At 67.0% G+C, this 24,714-nt stretch carries 20 protein-coding genes; 3 read left to right on the top strand and 17 right to left on the bottom strand.

Features of this window, described 5'->3' with window-relative positions; all coding sequences use genetic code 11:
• Positions 1 to 183 precede the first annotated feature (183 nt).
• The 17 genes from AB1634_00620 to AB1634_00540 all read right to left on the bottom strand — a co-directional run bounded on the left by AB1634_00620 (position 184) and on the right by AB1634_00540 (position 20,327).
• Entirely contained in the window at positions 184 to 729 is a 546-nt protein-coding gene (locus tag AB1634_00620) for a DUF3782 domain-containing protein (protein ID MEW6218021.1), read from the bottom strand.
• A gap of 219 nt (positions 730 to 948) precedes the next feature.
• Complete coding sequence (locus AB1634_00615; GenBank protein ID MEW6218020.1) at positions 949 to 2,271, bottom strand: ATP-binding protein; 1,323 nt, start codon at positions 2,269 to 2,271, stop codon at positions 949 to 951.
• Positions 2,272 to 2,589: 318 nt separating this feature from the next.
• Positions 2,590 to 3,135, bottom strand: coding sequence for an AAA family ATPase (locus AB1634_00610; protein ID MEW6218019.1), 546 nt, complete (start codon positions 3,133 to 3,135; stop codon positions 2,590 to 2,592).
• Positions 3,136 to 3,193: 58 nt separating this feature from the next.
• Positions 3,194 to 5,179 (bottom strand): DNA topoisomerase IV subunit A, encoded by a 1,986-nt coding sequence (locus tag AB1634_00605; GenBank protein MEW6218018.1) that lies wholly within the window; start codon positions 5,177 to 5,179, stop codon positions 3,194 to 3,196.
• Positions 5,176 to 7,011 carry a toprim domain-containing protein gene (locus AB1634_00600; GenBank protein ID MEW6218017.1) on the bottom strand — a complete coding sequence of 612 codons (1,836 nt, stop codon included), beginning with the start codon at positions 7,009 to 7,011 and terminating at the stop codon, positions 5,176 to 5,178. The genes AB1634_00605 and AB1634_00600 overlap by 4 nt, the downstream gene beginning before the upstream one ends.
• Positions 7,012 to 7,096: 85 nt before the next feature.
• A complete protein-coding gene (locus tag AB1634_00595; GenBank protein ID MEW6218016.1) occupies positions 7,097 to 8,092 on the bottom strand; it encodes a diguanylate cyclase in 996 nt (331 codons plus the stop codon).
• Between the two features lie 223 nt (positions 8,093 to 8,315).
• Positions 8,316 to 9,479 (bottom strand): ATP-binding protein, encoded by a 1,164-nt coding sequence (locus AB1634_00590; GenBank protein MEW6218015.1) that lies wholly within the window; start codon positions 9,477 to 9,479, stop codon positions 8,316 to 8,318.
• A gap of 75 nt (positions 9,480 to 9,554) precedes the next feature.
• Positions 9,555 to 11,339 (bottom strand): V-type ATP synthase subunit A, encoded by a 1,785-nt coding sequence (locus AB1634_00585; GenBank protein MEW6218014.1) that lies wholly within the window; start codon positions 11,337 to 11,339, stop codon positions 9,555 to 9,557.
• Positions 11,314 to 11,970, bottom strand: a complete 657-nt coding sequence (locus AB1634_00580; protein ID MEW6218013.1) for a hypothetical protein — start codon at positions 11,968 to 11,970, stop codon at positions 11,314 to 11,316. Before AB1634_00580 ends, AB1634_00585 begins: the two co-directional genes overlap by 26 nt.
• 23 nt (positions 11,971 to 11,993) lie before the next feature.
• Positions 11,994 to 14,198, bottom strand: a complete 2,205-nt coding sequence (locus tag AB1634_00575; GenBank protein ID MEW6218012.1) for a TonB-dependent receptor — start codon at positions 14,196 to 14,198, stop codon at positions 11,994 to 11,996.
• A 146-nt stretch (positions 14,199 to 14,344) separates the two neighbouring features.
• On the bottom strand, positions 14,345 to 15,016 hold the full coding sequence (locus AB1634_00570) for a hypothetical protein (GenBank protein MEW6218011.1): 672 nt from the start codon (positions 15,014 to 15,016) through the stop codon (positions 14,345 to 14,347).
• Positions 15,017 to 15,026: 10 nt separating this feature from the next.
• Entirely contained in the window at positions 15,027 to 15,488 is a 462-nt protein-coding gene (locus AB1634_00565; protein ID MEW6218010.1) for an ATP synthase subunit C, read from the bottom strand.
• Positions 15,476 to 17,275, bottom strand: coding sequence for a V-type ATP synthase subunit I (locus AB1634_00560; protein ID MEW6218009.1), 1,800 nt, complete (start codon positions 17,273 to 17,275; stop codon positions 15,476 to 15,478). The genes AB1634_00565 and AB1634_00560 overlap by 13 nt, the downstream gene beginning before the upstream one ends.
• Positions 17,257 to 17,877: a V-type ATP synthase subunit D gene (locus tag AB1634_00555; protein ID MEW6218008.1), complete on the bottom strand. Its 621-nt coding sequence runs from the start codon at positions 17,875 to 17,877 to the stop codon at positions 17,257 to 17,259. Before AB1634_00555 ends, AB1634_00560 begins: the two co-directional genes overlap by 19 nt.
• A 72-nt stretch (positions 17,878 to 17,949) precedes the next feature.
• On the bottom strand, positions 17,950 to 18,369 hold the full coding sequence (locus AB1634_00550) for a DUF6516 family protein (protein MEW6218007.1): 420 nt from the start codon (positions 18,367 to 18,369) through the stop codon (positions 17,950 to 17,952).
• Positions 18,356 to 18,652: a hypothetical protein gene (locus AB1634_00545; GenBank protein ID MEW6218006.1), complete on the bottom strand. Its 297-nt coding sequence runs from the start codon at positions 18,650 to 18,652 to the stop codon at positions 18,356 to 18,358. Before AB1634_00545 ends, AB1634_00550 begins: the two co-directional genes overlap by 14 nt.
• 307 nt (positions 18,653 to 18,959) lie before the next feature.
• Entirely contained in the window at positions 18,960 to 20,327 is a 1,368-nt protein-coding gene (locus tag AB1634_00540) for a V-type ATP synthase subunit B (protein ID MEW6218005.1), read from the bottom strand.
• A gap of 668 nt (positions 20,328 to 20,995) precedes the next feature.
• Here AB1634_00540 and AB1634_00535 point away from each other — a divergent pair.
• The 3 genes from AB1634_00535 to AB1634_00525 form a co-directional block, all read left to right on the top strand.
• The gene (locus tag AB1634_00535; GenBank protein ID MEW6218004.1) at positions 20,996 to 21,421 is read left to right on the top strand and encodes a peptidylprolyl isomerase; all 426 of its coding nucleotides are present in this window, start codon (positions 20,996 to 20,998) and stop codon (positions 21,419 to 21,421) included.
• A 122-nt stretch (positions 21,422 to 21,543) separates the two neighbouring features.
• Positions 21,544 to 23,259, top strand: coding sequence for a bifunctional sulfate adenylyltransferase/adenylylsulfate kinase (locus AB1634_00530; protein ID MEW6218003.1), 1,716 nt, complete (start codon positions 21,544 to 21,546; stop codon positions 23,257 to 23,259).
• 88 nt (positions 23,260 to 23,347) lie between these two features.
• On the top strand, positions 23,348 to 24,714 hold a 1,367-nt coding region (locus AB1634_00525; protein MEW6218002.1), incomplete at its 3' end, for a carbohydrate binding domain-containing protein.

Here is a 24,714-nt window from a genome sequence, read left to right as displayed (position 1 = left end):
CGAGCCTGCCCATAATTTCATGCTAGAGAATGCGCCTCCTGCCGGACAATGGAATTTCTTTCTAGAGACATCCCCTTCTTGGGGATTGATTTCACATCGGATGGGCGGAAACGGAAGGATGAAGGAGGAAGGAGGAAGGCGACCGGCAGGGGGCGACCTGCGGCCGGGCAAAGGGGGGCGGAATCACCAGACGTGCGGCACAAAGCCGGTATCGTTTTGGATCGTCACCGTCTCACCGCTCTGGGCCAGGACAAAGAGCCCCTGGCGGTGCGCGTGCCGGGCCACCTCGTCAGGCAGCACCATGGCCGCCACCGCCCCCATGAGCTGGAGGGAGGCATACTGCGGCGCCAGGCGCTTGAAGCGGGACAGGCGGTCCAGGTGCTCGGTGACGTCATCCACGGAAAGCACGCTCTTGCATTCCACGGCCACCGCGTCATTGGCGTTGACCACCAGAAGATCGATCTCCATGGCCTCGCCGTCCCGGTCGACACTGACCCCGCGGATGACCTGATGCACCTCGATACCCCGCTCCCGGAACAGGCGTACCACCGCCGGTCGCACCATCTCCTCCACGAAGTCGCCCAACCGGTTGCCCAGCCGGCCGATGGAGGCGGTGACCTCCTTGATCCTCCGGTCTGTTTCCTGGAACTTCCGGTCTGTCTCCTGGAACTTCCGGTCTGTCTCTTGGAACAGCTTCCAGACCTCCTCCAGGGTGATCTCCTGGCCCATGGCGACCTCCTTTGTCCAACGAACAGGTCCGGCACCGGCGCGGTCTCCTGGTGGCTGTGGCGCCAGGAAAGGACCGATTGTGCCGCATGATTGTCTCGGTTGTCCCAGCCTACCAAAACCGTGCGCGGGAGTCGAGGAACAGGGAACAGCGGGGCTGGGCCTTCGCCGCATGCGTGTCGGCTCGTACCGGGTCGTCTACTCGATCAACGAAGGCATGCTTCAGGTTCCGGGGTGGGAAGGCCCCATCAGCGTTGCCCACAGATCGTCCACCTGGAGCGGATTGAGAGCACGGACGCCCCGGACATGAAAGGGCTGCGCACCGTTGTAAAGAACCGTTCCGGCGGCGAGACGTTTGATCCCTACGGTCTGGAGCCATTCAAGATTCTTGACGAAGTCCGGGGAAAAGGTGGCGGCGGATTTGATCTCCACCGGTGTGAGCACGCCCCTCTCGTTGATCAGCAGATCGACCTCGTTGCCGTGGGAGTCCCGGAAGAAGGAGAGGTCCGGCCTGATTCCCTTGTTGAGCGCGCCCTTCATCACGTCGGCCATCACCAGATTCTCATACAGGCTTCCCCGCAGGGGATCGCGGGACGCCTGGTCCGGCGTGTGGATGCCCAGCAGGAAGGCGGCGAGGCCCACATCGGTGAAGAAGATCTTCGGCGATTTGATCACCCGCTTCCGGATATTCGCGAAGAAGGGGGGCAGCTCGAACACGACATGGGAGGCCTTCAGCACCGAGAGCCAGCTCCGGATCGTGGTGCCGGAGGCCCCCACATCGCTGCCCAGGGAGGCAAGGTTGACGACCTGCCCCACTCGTCCGGCCAACAGGGTGAGGAACTGCTGGAACTGGGACAGATTGCGCAACTGGATCAAGGCCCGGACATCCCGCTCGACGTACGTCTGCAGATAGCCATTGAAGAACCGGCGCGGCTCCAGTCCCTCTTCGTGCAGCCGGGGAAAGAAGCCGCCTCTGATCAGGTCGAAGGGATCGTACGCCTTCTGGTAGCCACGAAGCTCGGCCAGGGAGAATGGCCACAAGGTCAGCATGGCGGTGCGGCCCGCCAACGATTGGCTGATCGCCTCGTGCAGCCGCGGCTGATGGCTGCCGGTGAGGATGAACCGGCGTTGTCTGCTCTGGTCGACCAGGCCCTGGATATAGGACAAGAGCGCCGGCAGCCGCTGCACCTCGTCGAGGATGCCGCCACGATCCATTTCGCCCAGGAATCCCCGGGGATCCGCTTCGGCAGCCATGCGGACATCCGGGTCTTCCAGCGAGCGGTACGGCATTTCCGGAAAGGTCATCCTGGCCAGGGTGGTCTTGCCCGACTGCCGCGGCCCAAGGATGGTCACGACCGGATACTCAGCGGCGGCTCGGTTGAGCTCGTCTGTTATGGCGCGCGTGATCATGGCTGTGATGATGGCCGGCGCTTGTGCAATAGTCAAACAAAAAGTTCGATTTGCACGGGCTACGCGAATAGCGGCCTTTCTGCCCAATTCAAGGCCATGATCCGTCTCGACGATCCGCGGAAACGCGACTTCCATGCCGAGACGTGCAGAAAAGGCCCGTTGCTACCGAGTGCAATACCGACACCGGCACGGTCGCTCTTCACCCTCACTCACGCACCAACAACATCCTGGGGCAGTTCTTCCGGGGCCTCCGGCGTGCGCACCGGAGAAGGACCGGCAACGACTCCATGTGCCGGACGCTCCAGAGGCTACATGGAGATCCTGCTCGCCGGCAAGGCCACTCTCGAAGAGCGGTTCGCTGAGCTTGATGCCACCGCTGCCAGCAAACAGGCCGCGGATTCCCACGCCAACACCGACCGGATGCTCCCCGGCTTCCGGCCGCTTGTGACCCCGTCAACCCTCCCCCAACAACTCGTCCAGGCGGTCAACCGGTTGTCGACCTTGGCCAAACCCAACTGAATATTGTGACCATAGCTCGATCCGGTAGCGCAGGTGGCGCTCGCGCACCGCTGCCTTCTTCGCAGCATCGCCGTTTCCCGTCAACCGGTTGGCACCGGGATTCTCCTCTGCCGTCGAGGGTGCTTCCGGCTCATCCAGCGCCGGCCGGCGCATCTCGCTGATCTGACGGTTGACGGCCTCCACCGCCGCCGCCGACAGCCGTACATCGACCTCGATGGAGAAGGACAGCTGCTCCTGCTCGACCAGCCCCCTGAGACCTCTTTCGCCAAAGGTGAACGATTCCAGAGGCTTGCCACGGTAGGGTGGCTCGAAGGCGTCCTTGAGGGTGCGGCTGGTGACCAGGCGGGAAAGGAGCTGCAGGGCGTCGAGGAAGTTGCTCTTGCCAGCCGCGTTGGGTCCGAAAAGGACGGACAGATCGGCAGGCCTGACCTCGACGTCCTTGAGAGATTTGTAGCCCTTGATGCGGACCCTGGTCAGCATGAGCGAAGGCCTCCTTCCGTGAGGGTCTGGTGGCCGCGCCTCGAAGCCCGGCCCGGCCTCAATCCCCGGCGGGGGGCTCGAAGAGGGTGGGCGCTGGCGCTGGGGGGGGCGCCTCGTCCTCCTGTTCGACGATCCGTCGCACCACCCGGGTGGAGACCCTCTTTCCCAGGGCGGCCGGGGCCCGGAGCGGCAGCTCGGCGCAGTCCATGAGGATCTGGTTGCCCTTGCCGCGGCGCAGGGCCACCAGGGTCAGGCGCAGGCGGCAGTCCGGCCCGGCCTTGAAGAATTCGACCGTGGAGCCGGCGACCTCCGGCAGCATCCGGTACTCCTTGTCCAGGATGAACTTGGGGGTGCCGAACCTCTTGGCGTAGGTGAGGTTGTCGGTGCCGTGGCGGTAGAGGAGGTTGAAGATGAGGCCCTCCTCCAGCCGGCCGGCCCACAGGAGGTCCGGACCGACGTAGAGCTTCTCCGGCGCTGCGATCACCTTGTAGCGGCCGTCCCGGAAAAAGAGGAGCACCCGGTCATACTCCGAGCAGGGAAAGCCCTCGCCGCTGGCTGCCTTGATGCCGTGGCCCAGGAGGCCGTGCTCCCGGTCGTAGCCCACCGTCAGGTTGGCTGGCGCCACCTCCCGGGCCACCACCTCCTCGAAGCTGGCGATCTCGCTGCGGCGGGGATGGGCGGCGGCGTACTTGTCCAGAAGATGGTCCAGGTAGGTCAGGGCGACGCCGACGAGGTCGGTGAGCTTTTTTTCCACCAGGGCGATCTCGTCCCGGGTGGCTTTGATCTCCCGCCGCCGCTTGTCGATGTCGTAGCGGCTGATGCGGCGGATGCGGATCTCCAGGAGCCGCTCCAAATCCTCGAAGGTCGCCTCCCGCACCAGCCGCTCCCGGAAAGGGGCGATGCCCTCGGCAATGGCCGCCAGGGCCGCCTTGAGGCTGCCGCTCTCCTCGATCCCCTTGTAGAGCCGCTCCTCGATGAAGATCTGCTCCAGGGTCTGGGCCTGCAGCTGGTCCAGAAGCCGGCCCCGCTCGATGGTCAGCTCCCGCTCCAGATCTTGTACCAGTTTTTTTGTGTTGTGGCGCAGCACCTCCGTAACCGTCAGGATGACCGGGGTGTTGTCCCGGATCACCGTCAGGCTGGGAACGATGGCCAGCTCGCAGTCGGTAAAGGCAAAAAGGGCCGGGATGGTGTCCTGGGCGGAGACGCCCCGGGCGAGGCGGATCTCGATCTCCACCGTCTCGGCGGTGTAGTCGTTGATGGCGCCGATCTTGATCTTGCCGGCCCGGGCCGCCTTCTCGACGCTGTCGATGAGGGATTCCGTGGTGGTGCCGTACGGAATCTCCCGGATGACGATCGTACGCTCGTCCTTTTTCTCCAGCCGCGCCCGGCAGCGTACCCGGCCGTTGCCGGCGTCGTAGCCGGCCACGTCCACCAGGCCGCCGGTGGGGAAGTCCGGATAGAGGACGAAGGGCTCGCCGCGCAAAATCGCCTTCTGGGCGTGGAGCAGCTCGCCAAAGTTGTGGGGCAGGATCCTGGTCGCCATGCCGACGGCGATGCCTTCGGCCCCTTGCATGAGCAGCAGCGGCAGCCGGGCCGGCAGGGCCACCGGCTCCTCGGTGCGGCCGTCGTAGGAGGGGACGAATTCGGTGAGATCCGGGTTGAAGAGGGTCTCCCGGGCCAGGGGCGAGAGCCGGCACTCGATGTAGCGGGCCGCCGAGGCAGCGTCTCCGGTGTAGATGTTGCCGAAGTTGCCCTGGCGGTCGATCAGAAAGCCCTTGTTGGCCAGGTTGACCAGGGCGGCGTAGATGGAGGCGTCGCCGTGGGGATGGAGCTTCATGGTCTCCCCCACCACCCCGGCCACCTTGTGGAAGCGGCCGTCATCCATCTTGTACAGGGTGTGGAGGAGCCGGCGCTGCACCGGCTTCAGGCCGTCCTCCAGCTCAGGGATCGCCCGGTCCCGGATGACGTAGGAGGAGTACTCGACGAAGTTTTTTTCAAAAAGCCTCTTGAGCCGGCTGGCCTGGGGGCTGGCCTCGGCGGTCATGCATTCACCTCAGCTACCAGGTGCTCCATGATGTACTGCCGCCGCTCCGGCGTGTTCTTGCCCATGTAGAAGGTGAGCAGCTCCGGCACCTCGGCCATCCGGTCGATGTCCACCTGTCGGAGGCGCATCTCCGGGCCGATGAAGCGGCGAAACTCCTGGGGCGAGATCTCGCCCAGGCCCTTGAAGCGGGTGATCTCCACCCCGGCGCGGCCGGTCTTGCCGCGGCCCAGCTCCTTTTCGCTCTGGCGCTTCTCGGCCTCCGAGTAGCAGTACCGGCTCTGGTCCCGGTTTCGCACCCGGAAGATCGGCGTCTCCAGGATATAGAGATGCCCTTTTTTCACCAGCTCCTCGAAGAAGTGCAGAAAGAAGGTGAGCAGGAGGTTCCGGATATGCAGGCCGTCCACATCGGCGTCGGTGGCCAGGATCACCCGGTCGTAGCGCAGCCGGCTTACCGATTCCTCGATGTTCAAGGCCCGCATGATGTTGTAGAGCTCTTCATTGCGGTAGAGCAGGGTCAAGGGCTTGCCCTGGACGTTCAACGGCTTGCCCTTGAGGGAGAAGACCGCCTGGGTCAGGGGGTCCCGGGCGCTGACGATGGAGCCGGAGGCGCTCTGGCCCTCGGTGAGGAAGATCATGTTCTCCCGGCCTGGCGGGGAAGGCTTGCCGTGCTCCGGGTGGTGCTTGCAGTCTCTGAGCTGCGGAATCTTGATGGCCGCCTTCCTGGCCCGGGCCCGGGCCTCGGTGCGCACCTGCCGTACTTCTTTCCGCACCTTCTCCGAGTGCTCGATCTTCTCCTTCAAAACGCCAGCCGTCTCGGGGTGGCGATAGAGGTGCTGGCTCACCGCCTCCCGCACCGCGTTCACCACCCAGGTGCGCAGCTCCGGGTTGGCCAGCTTGTTCTTGGTCTGGGATTCGAAGACCGGGTCGGTGATCTTCACCGCCACCGCGCCGACCATGCCGTCCCGGACGTCCTCACCCAGGTATTTCTTGTTCAGGACCTCGTTGACCCCTTTGAGGATCCCTTCCCGGAAGGCGGACAGGTGGGTGCCGCCCTCGTTGGTATAGGTACCGTTCACAAAGGAGAAATAGATCTCTCCGTAGCCCTCGGTGTGGGAGAAGGCAAATTCAAAAAGCTTGTCCCGGTGGTGGATGGGCTCATAGAGACCGGTATCCGCCACCTCCGCCCGCAAAAGATCCAGGAGGCCATCTTTGGAATGGAAGAGCTCCTTGCCCAGGTAAAGGCGCAGGCCGGCATTGAGATAGGCGTAGCGCCAGAAGCGGCGGCGCACCAGATCGAGATCAAAGGCAAACTCGGGGAACACCCCCGGGTCGGGCCGAAACTCGATGAGGGTGCCGTCCTTGTCGCTGGTGTCGCCCTCCGTCTCCTCCTGCAGCACCCCCTGGCGGAAGACCGCCCGGGCAAAACGGCCCTGGCGGCAGGAGGTGACCGCAAACTGCTCCGACAGGGCGTTCACCGCCTTGGCGCCGACGCCGTTCAGGCCCACCGAGAACTGGAACACGTCGGTGTTGTACTTGGCGCCGGTGTTGATCACCGACACGCAGTCCACGAGCTTGCCCAACGGGATGCCCCGGCCGTAGTCCCGCACCCGCACCAGGCCATGATCATGAATCTGAACGTCGATGCGGCGGCCTGAGCCCATGATGAACTCATCGACGGCGTTGTCGACAATCTCTTTGAGCAGAATGTAGATGCCGTCGTCCGGGTGGGAGCCGTCCCCCAGGCGGCCGATGTACATGCCCGGCCGCAGGCGGATGTGCTCCAGGGAGCTTAAGGTCTTGATCTTGTCTTCGTTGTAAAGGGCGGAGGTCATGGGGGTCACGAGGTGGGGCTGGCGCAGCCTCTGCCGGCCAGATCGGCGAAGGCAGCGCAGGGATGGATGGGGGGTGGAGACCGCTTCAGGCGGGACCGAGCTCGTCGCTCACCATCACCCGGTTGCGGCCTGCCTGCTTGGCCCGGTAGAGGGCCCGATCGGCGGCACTGACCAGGATGGATGGCTGGTGCAGGCGGCTGGGGGTCACGGCAGCCACCCCCAGGCTCACCGTCACCACCGGCCCGGCTGTCGAGCCCGGATGCGGGATGGCCCGGGCCTGGACCGACTCCAGCATGGCCTCGGCGACGTGGCGGCCGCCGTCCAGGGGCGTGGCCGGCAGCACCGCCACGAACTCCTCGCCACCGTAACGGGCCAGGAGATCACCGGGCCGGTGGATGACGCCTTGCAGGGCGCCGGCCACCTGGATCAGGCAGTCGTCCCCCTGGCGATGGCCGTTGGTGTCGTTGTACGCCTTGAAGAAATCGATGTCGATCATGATCAGGCCCAACGGGCTCTGGTAGCGCACCGCCCGCCGCCACTCCAGATCGTACAGCTCCTCGAAATGGCGGCGGTTGGTGATGCCGGTGAGCCCGTCGATGGCCGAGCGGCGCTGGAGGATGCGGTTGGCCTCCAGGAGCTGCTTGTTGCCTTCGGCCAGCTCCCGCTCCCGGGCCTTGCGGCGGTCGGTCTCGTACTTGAGGCGCAAGGCGGCGCGCACCCGGGCCAGGAGCTCGGCCTCGTTGATCGGCTTGATCAGATAGTCGTTGATGCCGGCGGCAAAGGCGAGATGGAGATCCTCCGAGGTGGCCCGGCTGGTGACGGCAATCACCGGCAGGTCGGACCAGCGCTCCTTCTCCCGGATGCGGGCGCACAGGTCCAGGCCGCTGGCGTCCGGCAGCACCACGTCCAGAATCACCAGATCCACGGCCACCGACGGCTGCAAAGAATCGTCAAGGCCCAGACAGGATGCCACCTCCTGGGCCGTGGCCCTGGTCAGGATGCCCGTGTAGCCGCCCTGTTCCAACAGTTGGCGGATGAGATCCGAGGTGGTGGGATCCTTTTCGACGATGAGGATGCTCATGGCCCCTTCCCCTGCAGCGTGTACGTCCCGGCTGGCCGCTGCCGGCAGCCGGACCGGAGACGATCCGGCATTCTAACGTGGGAGGGGGGAAAAGGAAAGGGGGCGGCCGGACCCGGTGCTGCCCCCGCACCATGATGGGATGGCGAGCCAAGGGGAGGCGAGACCGGCTTGCCGGGACTCGGGGTCCAACCCGGCCGCACGTCCCTCTCGCTGCAGCAGAGCATCATTCCAGAACAGCGTCGACGGATTGGACCCGCTTCCCTGGGGCAAAGGGATAGGAACGATCCGTCCGTGCGACAACCACCCTCTCGTCCACCCAAGGGGAGCCGAGCTTCTCGGCCGCGGCATCCATGGCCTGGAAGTCCCTGAACGTCGGCGTTTCGGTCCACTTGGCCTCCATCAGGCGGAAGCGACCTCCCCGATGCAGCAGGAAATCCACCTCTCCTGTCCGGTCGCGCCAGAAGAAAAGAGAGCCGGTGCCCTCCGCGGGGGCCAGCTGCTTGCGCAGCTCGGCATAAACCGCCGTTTCCCAGACAGCGCCGGCCAGAGGGCTGACCAGCAAGTCCCCTTCGTTGCGGATCCCGAGAAGGAAGCAGAGCAATCCGCTGTCGTTGAGGTAGAGCTTGGGGCTCTTCACCAGGGACTTGGTGCGGCTCGAAAACCAGGGCTCCAGCAGACTGACCTGATTGGAGGCGACCAGAACTGAGAGCCATTGATCGGCCGTGGAAGGACTGACGCCGACGTCCCGTGCCAGCTCAGCCTTGTTGAGAAGCTGGGCGGAGCGTAAAGCGCAGGCGCGGATGAAGCGCTCGAAGTTGCGCAGGCTGCCCACTTGCAGCAGGGCCCGCACGTCCCGCTCAATGTAGGTCGCCAGATAGGACCGGTAAAAGAAGGAAGCCTCAAGCTCAGGCTTCTCGTACAGCTCGGGGAACCCACCGCGAACGACCAGTCGCAGGAGCGAGGCTTCTTCTGGCGCTTGCTTCAGCTCACGATGGGACAAAACTTCGAGCTCGAAGATCCCCACCCGGCCGGCGAGCGAGTCAGCCACCCCTTTCATGAGCGGGAATTTCTGCGAGCCGGTGAGAAGGAAGAGGCCGTTTTCCTGACGCCGCTCATCCACCCACCGCTTCAGGTGCCGAAAGAGGCCAGGGGCGTACTGAACCTCGTCAGTGACCAGGGGTGGCGGATACTGGATGAGGAAGGAGACGGGATCCAACTCCGCCGTGTGGGCATCGGCAGGGAGATCGAGGGGGACATACCGGCGGTCGCCGAACAGCTTGCGGACGAGCGAGGTCTTGCCGCTCTGACGGGCCCCGGTCAGAACGACGACCGGCCGCTCCTGGGCCGCCCGTGCAAGCTGGCTTTCGATGAGGCGAGGGATCCACATGTTTCGTGCATAACCTACGATACAATCGAATATTTTGTCAACTAACCAGAATACATGAATTTTTCTGATCGACTCCTAGCCAACGGCTGCTACCAGGGCCTCGATCTCCCTTTTGAGGCGCTCGGCGTCCGGGGAGCCCTGGGCGGCATAGTTGAGGTTGCGATAAAGGCCGGTGAGGCGCAGGAAGAAGGCCCGGGCCTCTTCCCGGCCGGGGAAGACATAGTCCCGCTCCACCAGGTCGCAGACGAACAGGAAGCTCTCCTTCTGCCTGGCCGGTGCGGTGGAGACGTCCACGGCATCGAAGGCATCCTGCTGCAGATAGGCCATATCCACAAAGAGGGCCTTGTGGTAGAGAACGAAATCCGCCGGGCTGACCCCCTCCTCGCCGGTGACCTGCATCATGCGACGCACCGCGTCTCCGGCGTGCAGGAGAGAAAGGATCCGCTGCACCCGGTCGCTCCAGCCTGGCGCCAGGGCCTGGTCGAAGTGGGCGGCCAGCTGTTGGCGGTAACGGGACCAGGAGGCCAGGGGATCCACCGCCGGGTAGAAGCGGCGGTAGGCCCGCTCCGCCGACAGGCCCAGAAAGGCCTTGACCGTGCCCAGGGTGCTCTGGGTGACCGGCTCTTCGAAGTTGCCGCCAGCGGGTGACACGGTACCGATCAGGGTCAGGCTGCCGGTTGCGCCGCCAGCGGTCCGGATCTGGCCGGCTCGCTCGTAGACCTCCTTGATGGCAGCGTCCAGATAGGCCGGGTAGGCCTCCTCCCCGGGGATCTCCTCCAGATTGCCGGAGGTCTCCCGCAGGGCCTGGGCCCAGCGGGAGGTGGAGTCCGCCAGCACCAGCACCTGATGGCCCATGAGGCGATAATACTCGCCGATGGCCAGACCGGTGTAGATGGAGGCCTCCCGCGCCGCCACCGGCATGGAGGAGGTGTTGCAGATGATGATGCTCCGGTCCATGAGCGAGCCGCCGCCCTGGGGATCCTCCATGCGGCCGAAATCCTCGATCATCTCCACCACCTCGCCGGCCCGCTCGCCGCAGGCGATGACGATGACGATGTCGGCGAAGGCGTAGCGGGCGAAGAGCCCCTGCAGAACGGTCTTGCCGGCGCCGAAGGGTCCGGGGATGCAGGCGGTGCCGCCCCGGGCGATGGGGAAGAAGGTGTCCACCAGCCGAATGGTGGTGGTGAGGGGCTCTTCAGGGAAGAGGCGCTCGGCGCGCCCGGACCGCAACAGCGGCTCGGTCAGGCTGCGGCGTACCGGCCAGCGCCGGCTCAGGCGCACCATCTCCTCGCCCCGGCCGGTCCGGATCCGGGCCACCGGATCGAGGACCGTAAACGAGCCGCCCTGGATCCAGGTCACCTGCACCTCCTGGGCAACGTCGACCGGTACCAGGATCGTGTGCCGGAGCCGGCCCTCCTGCACCGTGCCCAGGGCTTCCCCTGGCCGCAGCCGGTCGCCGGCCCGCACCGCCGGCACGAAGGACCACTTGTGCTCCGGATCCAGGGCCGGCACCTGGACGCCCCGGGGCAGGAAGAAGCCGTGCTGCGCCGCCAGCACGGCAAGCGGGCTCTGCAGGCCATCGAAGATCCGGCCCAGGAGGCCGGGCCCCAGGCTCACCGACAAAAGCTCGCCGGAAAGCTCCACCGGGTCTCCCACCCGAATGCCCGTGGTGTCCTCGAGCACCTGAAGATCGGCCTCCGCACCCCGGATCCGCAGGACCTCGGCCAGGAGGCGGCGGCTGCCGGTGAGGATGGCGGCGGTCTCGTTCTTGCGCACCGGCTCTGGCCCCAGGCGCACGGTGACGATGTTGCCCTTGACCGCCACCACCTGGGGCTTACGGGAAGAGATGGACGTATTCACCGAGGGTCGCCTCCACCAGCTCTGCAAGCCGTTCGCCGCCAGCCGCCGTGTCCCGTCCCGCCCAGGCGGCCACCACCTGCCAGCGCACCACATAGAGCAGGACCGCCTCCAGGTGGAAGGGATGGGCCGGGCGCAACCGGTCCAGCTCCTGCCACAGCACCTGGCAAGCCAACTCCTGGGCGGCGCCGGTTGCGCCGGCTTGCAGGAGGGCGGTCAGCTCCAGGAGCCAGGGGAAGCGCAGGCCGAGGCCGAAGCCCGGCTCCTGCCAGTGCATGGCCAGCCAGCGGCCCCAGGTGCCCGCCGCTGGCGGCGGCTCCTGGCCCCGGTTCTGGCGCCGCACGCCGGCCACGAGCAGGCGGTGATCCACGATCAGGAGCGCCAGCTGCCGGCCCAGACCTGGCGCCAGCCGCTGGGTCAGGTCGTCCAGAGCCGCCAGCCAGGCCAGGTCATCCCCTTGGGCCTCGTCCCGGGCCAGCCGGCCCAGGGTTATGGCCAGCTCGGCCGATGCCGGCGGCAGCAGCCCCAGGCGCTCTTCCAGCCGGGGCTCGCTCACCGGCAGATGCTCCTGCCGCCAGTCGACCGGCATGGCCGGCAGGCTGGCCAAGAGGGCGTACGCCGAAGGGCTGGTCACATCCCGGCCTCCTCTTGGATTCCCTACAAGCGGTATTGCAGCTCGAGCATCAGGCTGCGGCCGGCCAGCGGGACGTCCCCGGGGAGCGCTGCCCCCTGGCGGCCCCAGGGGCTGGGCTCCCGGGCATCGGTGTCGAAAAGGTTGCGCGCCGCTACCGCCGCCTGCCAGGGGCGGTGCCGTGGCTGCCACCGCAGCACCGCATCCACCAGGGCGTAGTCCGGCACCTCGTCCCGGTTGTCGCCAGCGACGCGGTCCCGATCCCGGTTGCCGATCCAGTTGACCTGGCCGTTCACGGACCAGTCCGCCAGAAAACGCCAATGGGCATCCGCCGAGGCGGCCAGGCCCGGAACCCCGGCTGCCGGCGCACCGGCAGCGTCGTCCGCGGCAGCCTGCCAGGCCACATTGGCCCGCAGCCGCCAGGCAGCCGCGGGCCGCCATTCCACCTCGGCCTCCACCCCGTGGCCGTCCTGTCCCCGGGCGTTCTGGGAGACAAAGGCCGGGCTGCCGGGGGTGGTCTGGATAAACTCGATGAGGTTGTCGACCTGGTAGGCGTACAGGGTGACCATCCCCCGCAGAGCCGCCGCCGCTTGCCAGTCCAGGGCCAGCTCCAGGCTGTCGATGGTCTCCGGATCCAGGTCCGGGTTGCCGGTGGTGGCCGGGTTGTTGCGGGTGTAGAGCTCCAGGAGGGACGGCGGCCGGAAGGCGCGGCCATAAAGGAGCTTGCCGGTCAGATCGGCGGCGAGATCCCAGATCAGCCCCAGCCGCGGATTGAAGGTCGAGCCGAAGTCTGAATAGCGGTCATAACGGCCGCCCAGGACCAGCTCCCAGTTCCGGCTCAGGGTCCATTCATCCTGGAGGGAGATGAAGCCCTGCTGCCGCCGCTGGTCGTTCATGAAGATGGCGTCCGTACCGGTGACGCCGGTGAGGTCCACCGGCCCGGGATTGATGAACGGCGGCGGCAGCAGGGTCACCGTGCGGGCGTCCAGGATGCCAAGGCCGAAGTTCTGCTCCGCCGCCGCGTCCTCATCCACATAGCGGAAGCCGGCGCCGTAGCGCAGCCGGTGGTCGGGCCAGCCGGCATAGGCCATGACCAGATCGAAGCCGATGGCCCGCTCGGTTCCCGATGGCCAGCCGTTGACCCCGGCCGGAAAGCGGACGTATCCCGCCAGCGGGGTCGTGCCGATGTTGCCATCGGTGCCAATGGGCAGGATGCTGCCGGGCGGAAAGAGCTGGAAGTGGGGCTGCCGGCGGTAGGAGCTGCCGACCAGGCGCAGGCTGCCGTCCAGATGCGGCGCCAGATCCTCGAAGCGGTAGGCCAGCTCGCCCCGCAGGTAGGCGACCTGGATCTCGTTCTTGGCCACCGTCTGGGTGGCACCAGCGCCCATGCCGCCGTGATCCTGCAGCCAGCCCCAGAGTCGGCCGGTCCAGCCGCCGTGCTTGACGGTGAGCTGGCCGTTGCCGATCCGGTAGAAGGAATCCAGGGCGGCGGGCGTCAGGCTGGCGGCCGGGTAGCCGTTGGGAATGTTGAAACGGGTATCGAAGAGGCTCTGCTGGTCGCTCTCCAGGATCCGGTGGCGATCCCCCTGGCTCTCCAGGAGCTCGAGACTGGTGGCCAGATGCCAGTCGCCATAGGAATCCCCGTGCTGGAGCCAGGCCTCGCTGGTGTCAAAGGAGCCCAGCCGCAGCCCGGTCCGGGTGCCGTCCAGATCCCAGGACTCCCTGGTGACGACGTTGATGGTGCCGGCAAAGGCATCGGCGCCGTACACCGCCGAGCCCGGCCCCCGCACCACCTCGATGCGGCTGATATTGGCCACCGGCAGCCGGAAGCTCTCCGGCCGCGAGCCGGTGTAGGTGGCGGTGACCGGTACCCCGTCCACCAGCAGCAGCACGTGGGGATTGGTCTGGGTGGCCATGCCCCGGATGGCATAGGTGGCATTCATGCGGTTGAGGACCGACAGCCCCACGTGCAGTCCGGGCACCATCTCCAGGGCCTGGGCCAGATCGGTAGCACCCATGTCGGCGATGTCCTGGGCCGTAATGACCGTGGCGGTGGCCGGTGCCTTGTGCAAAGGCCGCATGGTATCGGTAGCGATGAGCAGCAGCCGGTCGGTGCGATAGACCATCTCCTCGCCGTAAGGGGAGGCGAACATGGCCTCCACCTCGGCCAGCTTCTCCTCGTCGGTGCGAGCCTGGGCCAAAGTGGCCAGGGCCAGGGCCGCCAGAAGCACCAGCCGTGCCGCCCAGCGCTGCCACCTGCCCTGCCCTTCACGCCCGCACGGAAGTGCCCATCCTTCCCCACTCACGCGTGTGCTCCCTTTGTCATCCTTCCAGACAACCTCGCGGCGGACCGGCGCTTGCTTCCCGCCCAGTCCTCTCAGCCGATGCTGCCCTCGAGCAGCGCCCGGAAGCGGGGCTGCAGGTGGACGAGCAGAAGGTCGGTGATGGCGCTGGCCGACAAATCGATGACCAGGTCCTCGTCTTCCAGCCGCACCAGGATGCCGGCCTCGCTGCCGGGCCGGGTGGCGATGTGCACCCCCTCCCGTAGCGTTCCTTGGCTGACGGCCAGGGTCAGGGAGCCCAGCGCGCCCTCCCTGACCCGCTCCGGGGCCCGGCGCAGCTCGTCGAGCCCGACCACGTCTTCCGGCAGAAGAATGGTCACCGGACCCTGGGCGGCCAGTGGCGCCGCCTGGCGGCCGATCTCCAGAATGAGCTTCTCCAGCAGGCCCTCGTCGGCCAGGGCGGCCGACACCATTTCGCCCACCCGGCGGCCGAACTCCCGGCCCAGCCGCTCCTTGAGATCGATGACCGTATCCCGGGCCGCCTTGCTCAAGGCCTCGCTGGCGGCGGCCCGGGTGCGCTCCGCCTCGGTCCTGGCCTGGCGGCGGATGGCCTCCGCCTCCTGCCGGGCCTGGTGCAAGAGCCTCGTTGCCTCGGCTCGCGCCTCCTCCAGGAGCCGCTCCGCCTCCTCCTGACCGGACCGGATGCCCTCCTCCCGCAAACGGTCGATGAGGGCCTGAACCCCGGACGCCAGCTTGCGCTCGCTCACGATCGTCTCCTCATGGTGCGGTCGACCCGGCTGGGATGCCGCCACCGATCACCAGGGCGAAGATGAAGACAAAGACCGCAAAGCCCTCGACGATGGCGGCCGGCGCTACCGAGATGCCGAAGATCTCCGGCTTGTGCTTGGATACCTGGATGGCGGAGGCGCAAGCGTCGCCCTGCAGCACCGCCGAGACCAGGAGGGCAAGGCCAGCCAGCCCCCCCACTGCGAACAGGCCGGGCGCCGACGCCAGGCTCACCGGCCGGTTCAAGGACAGCATGACCACGATGCCGTAGATGGTCTGGGAGGACGGCATGGCCGAGACGCCGATGTAGCGGCCGTGGTTGGCCTCGGTGTCGAGCAGGGCACCACAGGCCGCCTGCCCGGCCCGGGCACAGCCGATGATGCTGCCCATGGCGGCCAGGGCCATGGGGGCGTAGATGCCCAGCCAGCCCAGGGTGAGGATCACAGAGTCCATGGCTTGCCCTCCTTGCGGGAAAAGGCCTGAAAGGATCGTCCCTCATCGGTGAGGGTCCAGCCGAAGAGCTCGATGAGGTTGAGCCTGAGGCCGTGGATGACGCCGCCCATCACCGCCAGCCCGGCGTTCAGGCTGTGACCGGCCACCGCAATGACGGCGGCCACCAGGCTGCCCAGGACCGGCAGCGCCCGGCTGGCGCTGGCGGCCAGCTCGTTGAAGGTCATGGCCAGCTGGGCCGAGGCCAGGCCAAGGGCAAAGAGCCGCAGGTAGCTCAAGACATCGCCGAAGGCCCGGCTGAGGTTGGTGAGCGCCAGGGCGCCATCCAGCAGGCGGCCCAGAAGATCCCGCCAGCCGGCCTGCCGGAAAGGCCGGCTGCTCGAGAACACCAGGACCGTCAGGCTGCCGGCTGCCAGGAGCGGCCAACCCGCGGCAGCCAGCCCGGTCCAGGCCGGCTGCCACCAGCCGCCGGCCGCCGCCAGGCCGCCGGCGAGGATCATGATCCAGCCGCCAGCTGCCAGCCGTTCCCCGGCGGTCCGGGCGCGGGCGAGGTTGATGGCTTGCCCCAGCAGCAAATGGCCGGCGCCGATGACAACGGAGACCGCCATCATCGCCGGCCGCGCCGTCAGGTCCAGGATGACGAGGCTGGCCAGCGGACCCGCCGGCGGCGGCAGGCCGAAGTAGGAGCCCACCAGGGTGCCGTAGCCGACTGTCGCCAGGATCATGAGCCCTGCCAGCTGGCAGAGCCGGGGCTGGCGGCAGCCCCAGCGCCGGCGGCCGGCCAGCCACAGGAGGCCCAGCGCCAGGCCATAGCCGGCATCGGCCACGATCATGGCAAAAAAGAGCACGAAGGAGGCAGCGACCAGCCGGGAAGGATCCCACAGGTGGTAGGCCGGGGTGGTGTAGAAGCGCACCAGGAGCTCGCCGCCGGCCAGGACGCCCTCGTTGGCCAAGAGGGTCGGCGGCCGATCCCCGGGCTCCACCGGTCGAGCAACAAGCACGATGCCCTGCTGCCGGCAGAAGGCGGCCAGCGCCCCCACCCGGTCCTCGGGGCTCCACGCCTCCAGCACAAAGAGGCCGCCCTGGTCCGAGGTCAGGCGCAAGGCCTCGGCCAGGGCCGCGGCATCATCCGCCGCCGCCAGCACCTGGCCGAACAGGGACAGCCAACGGGTGAGCCCTGCCCGCCGCCAGTGGAGATCCTCCTGCTCCGCCTCCACCTCCTCCAGCCGCTGCCGCAGCTCGGCCAGAGAGCGGCTGCCGGTATGGACCCGCGGCACCGGCAGCCCCTGGGGCTCCTCGCCGGCGATCACCACCACATAGGCATCCAGGCCGTCCTGGTGCACCACCTGCCAGACGAGGTCCAAGGCCGCCACCTCGGCCAGGCGGTACAGGGGCACGATATAGAACCACAGCCGCAGCTCGCCCAGAAGGAAGGGGTCGTCGAAGGCGAAGTCACCCCAGGGCGCCAGGGCCCGGATGTGCATGGTCAGATGGTCCCGCTCCTCGTCCAGGACCCGCAGGCGCTCCTCGATGGCCAGGGCCTCGGCCTCCACGGTCCGGGGATGGAAGCCGGCCGGGTCCAGGACCTGCCGCCGGCGGTTCGGACAGCGGGCCAGATACTGGAAGGCGCGGTGGGCGGTGGGCGACAGGAAACGGTCTGCCCCGGCCTGCTCGTGGGCGGGCGCCCCTTCCAGATGGCAGCAGCCCAGATCCTGGAGGCCGGCCAGCACCGCCTCCTTGTCCGCAGACGGACCGCAGAGGGTGACCCGGGCTAGGGGGACGATGGCCATGACCTCCTCCCCCGGCCGGCTTTGGCCTTGGCCTGCTTGCCCCGCACCACCGCCGAGCGCTCCGCATCCCCCAGGAAGATGGTGATGCGGCGGATGGCCGCCTGGGCGCTGGGGATCAGCACCTGCTCGAAGAGGTTGACCCGCTGGGTGATCTGCCGCAGGCCCGCAGCCAGAAGGCTGGTGCGCCTGCCGGCCACCTGCCGGGCCACCTCCAGCTCCGCCGCCCGGGCCAGATAGTCTGCCAGGGCGTCCACCCACAGGGGCAGCACCAGGAACGGGTAGTCAGCCCGCGCTACCTCCACACTGGCCAGGCGGGGCAGCCGCAGCCCCAGAACGCTCTCCTCCTCCAGCTCCACCCCGGCCACCCGCACCAGACCGCGGAGGTCCTGCCGGCAGCCGCCAAGACAGGCCAGCCAGTCCGACGCCTGCTGCCGCAACGCGGCCAGGGCCGCTGCCAGCTCCGCCTCCGCTGCCCGCGCCCGGTTCAGCTCCCAGAGAAACTGGCGCCGCTTCAGCTCCAGGGAGGGCAGATACTGGCGGTACAGGGCCAGCCGTTGCCGCTCTTCCCGCAAGGTTGTCTTGCTGGCACCCTGGCCGATCACCCCTTCCCTCCTGCTGCCAGCCGGTCCTCAGCCGGGAAGTATATGTCCACCAGAGACTCCTCTACTCATAGCTCATCCGATACAGGGATGTTTGCCCTCTGGGCAGCGGATATCCATGAAGTCGTCCATGATCTCGACGAGAATGGTTTCCAGCTCCGGAGGCCTGGCAATCACTGTGCTGCCGTCCCCAAGATGCTTGTGATCAGGACACGAGAGTGCCGGCTTATGCCGTGCATTGTCGTAGCGGAAGCGTAGCGCTCCCTGCCCGTCCTGATACTGGAAGGCATACGAGAGCTTCTCCGGCCTGTACCTGAGGTCGAGGTACTCCGTGAGGAAGAGCCGGGACTCATCCGCAAAGGTTATGGCGCCACGAACGACCCCGATCTTGGGGGCTCGACTATCAACGGCGATAGAGGAATCCACGATGAGACCCGTCCGGGAGAAATCGTCCACGATCCTCGCCAGCCTGGCCGCGTACTCAGTGAGCAACATATTCGATGGCCTTGAGTCGTCGCAGGTCGTCGGTGATTCGCGCCAGGATCTGCACCTCTCCCGCCCATTCCATGTACTCCTGATCTCCTCCTGCCAGGTCCTCCGCCGCATATTGTTCCAGGAAGAGCTCGGAGGATATGCCGTATTTCTTCTCCCTCTCGGCCAGCAGACGCTCCGTTCTGAGCAGACCGATTTCCAGCCGCTTGATCTCCGCCGCAATGGCCTCCTTGACCATATCAAGCACAGCCCCCTGGGCGTCCGCCTCAATCTGTATTCGTGCCATCTCTGTCAGCCTCCTGTACTGTTTGCCGCAGGCCTTCTTTTCTCCCCCCCCAGCAGGGTAGGATGGGTGGAGCGCAGCGCAACCCATCTCGCTCCGGCCGACTGATGGGTTGCGGCGGTCGCCTCCACCCATCCTTCATCTGCGCTTCCGATTGAATGGCATGACCGCCGGAAGTCCGCTCTGGGGCTGTTGTTTCTCAAGAGTCTCTCATGCTCTTGAACTTCTTGTAGATGGGCTGGGTTGGAGCGTGACCGGACCATCCCGCCAGCATGAGTTATTTTCTCCTTCTTGCCCACCCCGGGCCAGACTACTCCACCCGGTCATGCTTAATCTGGGCCTCTGTGCCTTCGCGGCCCTCAGCCGGGAAGTACTTGTCCACCAGGGATTCCTTCATGAGGAGCTCCTCCGGCGAAAAGCACTCCGCCATGGTCTGCCAGGCCAGGTTGAGGGCGGAATCCAGATCGAGATCCTGATCGATGGCCATGAAGCGCTGGACGAACAGCTTGCCGAAGCGCAGGGCCTGGCGGTCGTAGGGCGACAGCTCGAAGGCCATGGCCTCCTTGCGCTGGGCCTCCTGGCTGTCGGCGTAGAGGCGGACCATGGTGTTCATCACCTGGCCGTGGTCCTCCCGGGTGGTCTTGCCGATCACCTGCTGCTTGAGGCGCGACAGGGAGCCGAAGGGGTCGAGGATGCCGTCGTGCAGGTAGAACTGGCCCTCGGTGATGTAGCCGGTGTTGTCCGGGACCGGGTGGGTGACATCGTTGCCCGGCATGGTGGTGACGGTGAGGATGGTCACCGAGCCGGCCCCTTTCAGCTCGCAGGCCCGCTCGTAGCGCTGGGCCAGCTGGCTGTACAGGTCTCCCAGGTAGCCCCGGTTGGCCGGCACCCGCTCCATGGCGATGCCGATCTCCTTCATGGCGTCGGCATAGGCGGTCATGTCGGTCATGAGGACCAGCACCCGCCGGCCTTCCTCCACCGCCAGCCGCTCGGCGACCTTCAACGCCAGGTCCGGGGCCAGGAGCCGCTCCACCACCGGGTCCGAAGCCAGGTTGACATACATGATGGTGCGGCCCAGGACCCCGGCGTCCTGGAACACGGTGCGGAAATGGTGGAAGTCATCGAAGATGAGGCCCAGGCCGGCAAAGACCACCACGTCGGCGTCGGCCTGCACCGCAATGCGGGCCAAGAGGGCATTGTAGGGCTCGCCGGACACGGAAAAGATCGGAATCTTCTGGCCTTCGACCAGACAGTTGAAAAGATCGATCATGGGGATGCGGGTGTGGATCATCCGCTTCGGCAGCACCCGCAGCAAGGGATTGATGGTGGGGCCGCCGATGGCCACCACCGGCTCACCGGCCAGCTCCGGACCGCCGTCCCGGGGTCGGCCGGCGCCGTCGAAGATCCGGCCCAGGATATGGGGGGAGTAGGTCACGCCCATGGGATGGCCCAGGAAGCGCACCGTGGCGCCGGTGGACAGGCCGCGGCCGCCGGCAAAGACCTGCAGCGAGACCCGCTCGGCGTCAAGCTCCACCACCTGGGCCAGGGAGCGCTCGCCGTCCGGGTTCTCCACCATGGCCAGCTCGCCGTAGCCCACACCCGAGGCCCGCACCGTCAGCAGGTTGCCGACGATGGCCAGCACCCGGGTACGGATGAGCATGCGGGACGGCAGGGGCATGATTGATCTCCGGAGCCGGCACAGGAGGAAAGAACAGCGAATATCGAATGTCGAGCAAGGAATGTCCAACCGCAGAAGGAACCGGCAGGACTGATCTGGAACGTCAAGGCCGGTCCCTTCTCCCTTCGAAATTCCTTGTTGGACATTCTGCGGTTCGTTTCTTCATGGCAAGGCCGGCTGCTCCCGTTATGCCGTGACCAGCCGCGGCTTGTCAACCCGGTCTCACGGTCCACGAAGGTGCCGCGCACCGGGCGGCCGGCGCATCCGGGGGAACTGCCCCTGCTTGGCACCGGGAATCAGCCGTGTTAGGGTGCTACCGGATCGGCGGCGGCGCCGGGTGCCGCTCGGCAACAGCTCCTGGCCGGGGCGCGCGTGGCGACAGTCGCCATGGGCGGGGCGCACCCAACTGGATGAAACGCCGGAAGTCCGCCATGGTGGTCTCCCACAGGTCCCACAGGTCCTATTGGTCCTATAGGTCCTATAAGTCCCAGGGGTCCATGGGAGTCAGGGGACATGTAGGTTGCCATGGGCGGGGCGCGTCACGATGGGTGCCCGAAAACCCGCCCTGGTGACCGATGTTTCTTCAGAGCAGACCAGGCGGCCACTCACGCGGCGCGTTTTTCGCCACACCTTCGGGATGTTCCAGCAAAGACAAAAGGAGATGCTTCATGCACGCGAAGTCAGGTGACAAGGTCAAGGTGCACTACACCGGCCGGCTGGATGATGCCACGGTCTTCGATTCCTCCCTGGGGCGGGAGCCCCTGCAGTTCACCATCGGCAGCGGCCACGTCATTGCCGGGTTCGACCAGGCGGTCACCGGCATGCAGATCGGTGAGAGCCGGACGGTGCGGCTGGCCCCGGAACAGGCCTACGGCCTTCGCCATCCTGAGATGGAGATGGCCGTGCCCCGGAGCCAGTTCCCGCCGGACATCGTACCGGAGATGGGCATGCAGCTGCAGATGGGCAGCCCGAACGGTGAGATCATTGTCGTCACGATCACCAGCGTCGGCGAGCAGCAGGTAACCCTGGATGCCAACCCTCCCCTGGCCGGCAAGCACCTCAATTTCGAGATCCAGCTGCTGGAGATCGCCTAGCCGCGGCCGGGGCCGTGGACAGCCCCGCCTGAACCGACTACCATAGGATCTGTGGTCGGCGTCCCCCCGGGGGGCGTCGACCTCTCCTTTTCTTCCACCCCTTCGTGCTCAGGATCGCCATCATGGGTCATCTCGTCGAGCCCCACGGCGGCCGGCTGGTCAACCTGCTGGTCGATGCCGAGGAACAGGCCCGCCTCAAGGCCGAGTCGGTCGACTTCCCCTCCATCGATCTCAACCAGCGGCAGCTGTGCGACCTGGAGCTGCTCGCAACCGGCGCCTTCTCCCCCCTCACCGGCTACATGGACCGGGCGACCTGCCAGCGGGTGCTCACCGAAAGCCGGCTGCCGGACGGCCTGGTCTGGCCGCTGCCGGTCTGCCTGGACGTGAGCGCCGCCACCGCCCGTGAGCTGGCCCCGGGCACCCGGGTCGCCCTCCGGGATCTGGAAGGCTTCATGCTGGCGGTGCTGACCGTCACCGAGGTCTGGCAGCCGGACAAACGGGCCGAGGCGCGGCTGGTCTTCGGCACCGACGACATGACCCACCCCGGGGTGGCCGCCCTTCTTACCGAGCACGGCGACTGGTACGTGGCCGGCGCGGTGGCCGGCCTGCAGCTGCCCATCCACTACGATTACAAGCTCCTGCGCCTGACCCCGGCCGAGACCCGGGCCTATTTCCAGAAGCTGGGCTGGCGCCGGGTTCTGGCCTTCGACACCACCAAGCCCTTGCACAACGCCCACAAGGAGATCACCCTGGTCGCTGCCCGGGAGCACAACGCCCACATCTTCTTGCAGCCCATCGTCGGCCTCACCCACCCGGGCGATATCGACCACTACGCCCGGGTGCGCTGCTACGACGCCATTGTCGGCACCTACCCGCCGGGCTCGGTGCTCCTGGGGCTCATTCCCCTGGCCAGGCGCAGGGCCGGGCCCCGGGAGGCGCTGTGGCACGCCCTCATCCGCAAGAACTACGGCTGCAGCCACTTCATGGTGGCGGCTGACCATGCCGACCCCCACGCGGTCTCGGACCAGCCCCGGCACTACCCCCGGGGGGCAGCCCTCGCCCATATCCGCCAATTCCAGGAGGAGATCGGCGTCCAACCGGTGCCGCTCAGACCCATGGTCTTCCTGCCGGCCCGGGCCCAGTACGTGCCGGTGGACGAGATCAGCGAGGACGACCACCCCCTGGAGGCCCTGGCCGCCGGCGAGCTGCGGCGGCGTCTCACCCATGGGCTCGATATCCCGGCCTGGTTCTCGCCGCCGGCGGTGGTGGAGGTCCTGCGCCGGGCCTATCCCCCCCGCTCCCGCCAGGGCTTCACGGTTTTCATGACCGGGCTTTCCGGCTCCGGCAAGTCCACCATCGCCCGGGTGCTCCTGACCCGGTTCATGGAGCTGGGCGAGCGGCCGGTGACCCTCCTGGACGGCGACGTGGTGCGCAAGAACCTGTCCTCGGAGCTGGGCTTCTCCCGCCGGGACCGCAACCTCAACATCACCCGCATCGGCTTTGTGGCCTCCGAGATCACCAAGAACGGCGGCATCGCCCTGTGCGCGCCCATCGCCCCCTACCGGGAATCCCGGCGGGAGAACCGCCGGCTCATCAGCCAGTACGGCGGCTACATCGAGGTGCATGTGGCGACGCCGCTGGCGGTCTGCGAAGGCCGGGACCGCAAAGGCCTGTACGCCAAGGCCCGGGCCGGCATTGTCCGCGGCCTGACCGGCATCGACGACCCCTACGAGCTGCCGGAAAGCCCGGAGGTCCGCATCGACACCTCGGAGAACACCCCCGACGAGGCGGCCGAGGAGGTGCTCCTCTACCTGCGCCGGGAAGGCTACATCCGGTAGGGACGGACGGACGGGCTGACAGACACCAAGCGGCACCACCGGCCCACCGGGTCCTGACTGCCGCCAGCCTTCGGCAAAGGAGGGGCGTATGGGATCACCGTGCAAGGGGGCTCTTGTTCTCTTTGTCCTCGTCATCCTCGTCGCCGGTCCTGACCTCCGGACCGGTGCCTGGGCCGCCACCTACTATGTGGACGCCTTCCACGGCTCCGACGCGGCCGCGGGCACCTCTCCCCAGTCCGCCTGGCAGACCATCGGCAAGGTGAATACCACCCCGCTTTCGCCCGGGGACACCGTGCTTTTCGCCCGGGGCGGGGTCTGGCGGGAGTGGCTTGCCCCCCAAAGCGGCAGCGAGGCGGGTGCCATCACCTACGGCGCCTATGGCACCGGTGACAAACCGCTCTTTCTCGGCTCCATGGCCAAGAGCCAGGAAGGCCATTGGCGCCACGAGGGCGGCGCTATCTGGGCCACCACCAGGCCGCCCCTCCTGGACGGGGAGCATCTGGCCAATCCGAGCTTCGAGACCAGCGCCGAGGGCTGGCATACCCATTTTGCCGCCGAGGGCGGGGCGAGCGGCAGCGCGGGCCGGGATACAGATGTCTTCGCCAGCGCGCCGGCCGGCTACTCCATAGCCTGTGCGGCCAGCGGCACCGCGGCCACCGACATCCAGCTTTTCACTACGGAGAGGTTCGCTGTCCAGGCCGGGACCTCCTATGAGCTCTCCTTCCGGGCCAGGAGCAGCGCCGATTTTACGGTCCACAGCATTGTGCTCATGCCGGATGCCCCGCCCTGGGAGCGCATCGTCTACGCCAATTCGGCCTTTTCGCCCACCATCACCGGCGACTGGCAGACCTACCGGGTGCTCTACCGGGTGGAGCGGACCACCGCCGATGCCCGGATCACCTTCTATCTGGGCGGCGCCCTGCCGGCTGGCGCGACGTTTTTTGTGGACTCCCTGAGCGTCAAGGAATTCTCCGCCAAGGATCTGCTCTTTGCCGATGTCGGCAACATCATTGTCGGCCAGAGCCGGTCCAGTGGCCTGAAGCGCTGGCAGGAGAGCGAGCTGTCCAGCCAGGGGGAGTTCTGGTACGACGAGGACAACTGGGAGCTGAAGGTCTATTCCGCCGAGAACCCGGCCCGTCATTACGGCGACCTGGAGTGTGCCTTGAGCCGGCATATCATCGACGAGACCGGCCAGCACCATATCGTCTACCAGGACCTGGACCTGCGCTACGGCGGGGCGCACGGCATCGGCGGCGGCGACACCCACCACATCGTGGTGCGCAACTGCGACTTCTCCTTCATCGGCGGCGGGGATCAGATGGGGGGCGACGGCGAGCTGCGCTACGGCAACGGGGTCGAGTTCTGGAACAACGCCCACGACACCCTGGTCGAAGGCTGCCGGCTCTGGGAGATCTACGACGCCGCCCTCACCACCCAGGGGATCGGGGAAAGCAC

This window comes from Thermodesulfobacteriota bacterium (genome assembly GCA_040755095.1).
Classification (GTDB): domain Bacteria; phylum Desulfobacterota; class Desulfobulbia; order Desulfobulbales; family JBFMBH01; genus JBFMBH01.
Note: the sequence above shows the minus strand (reverse complement) of the source record. Positions and strands in the feature narration are given on the sequence as shown.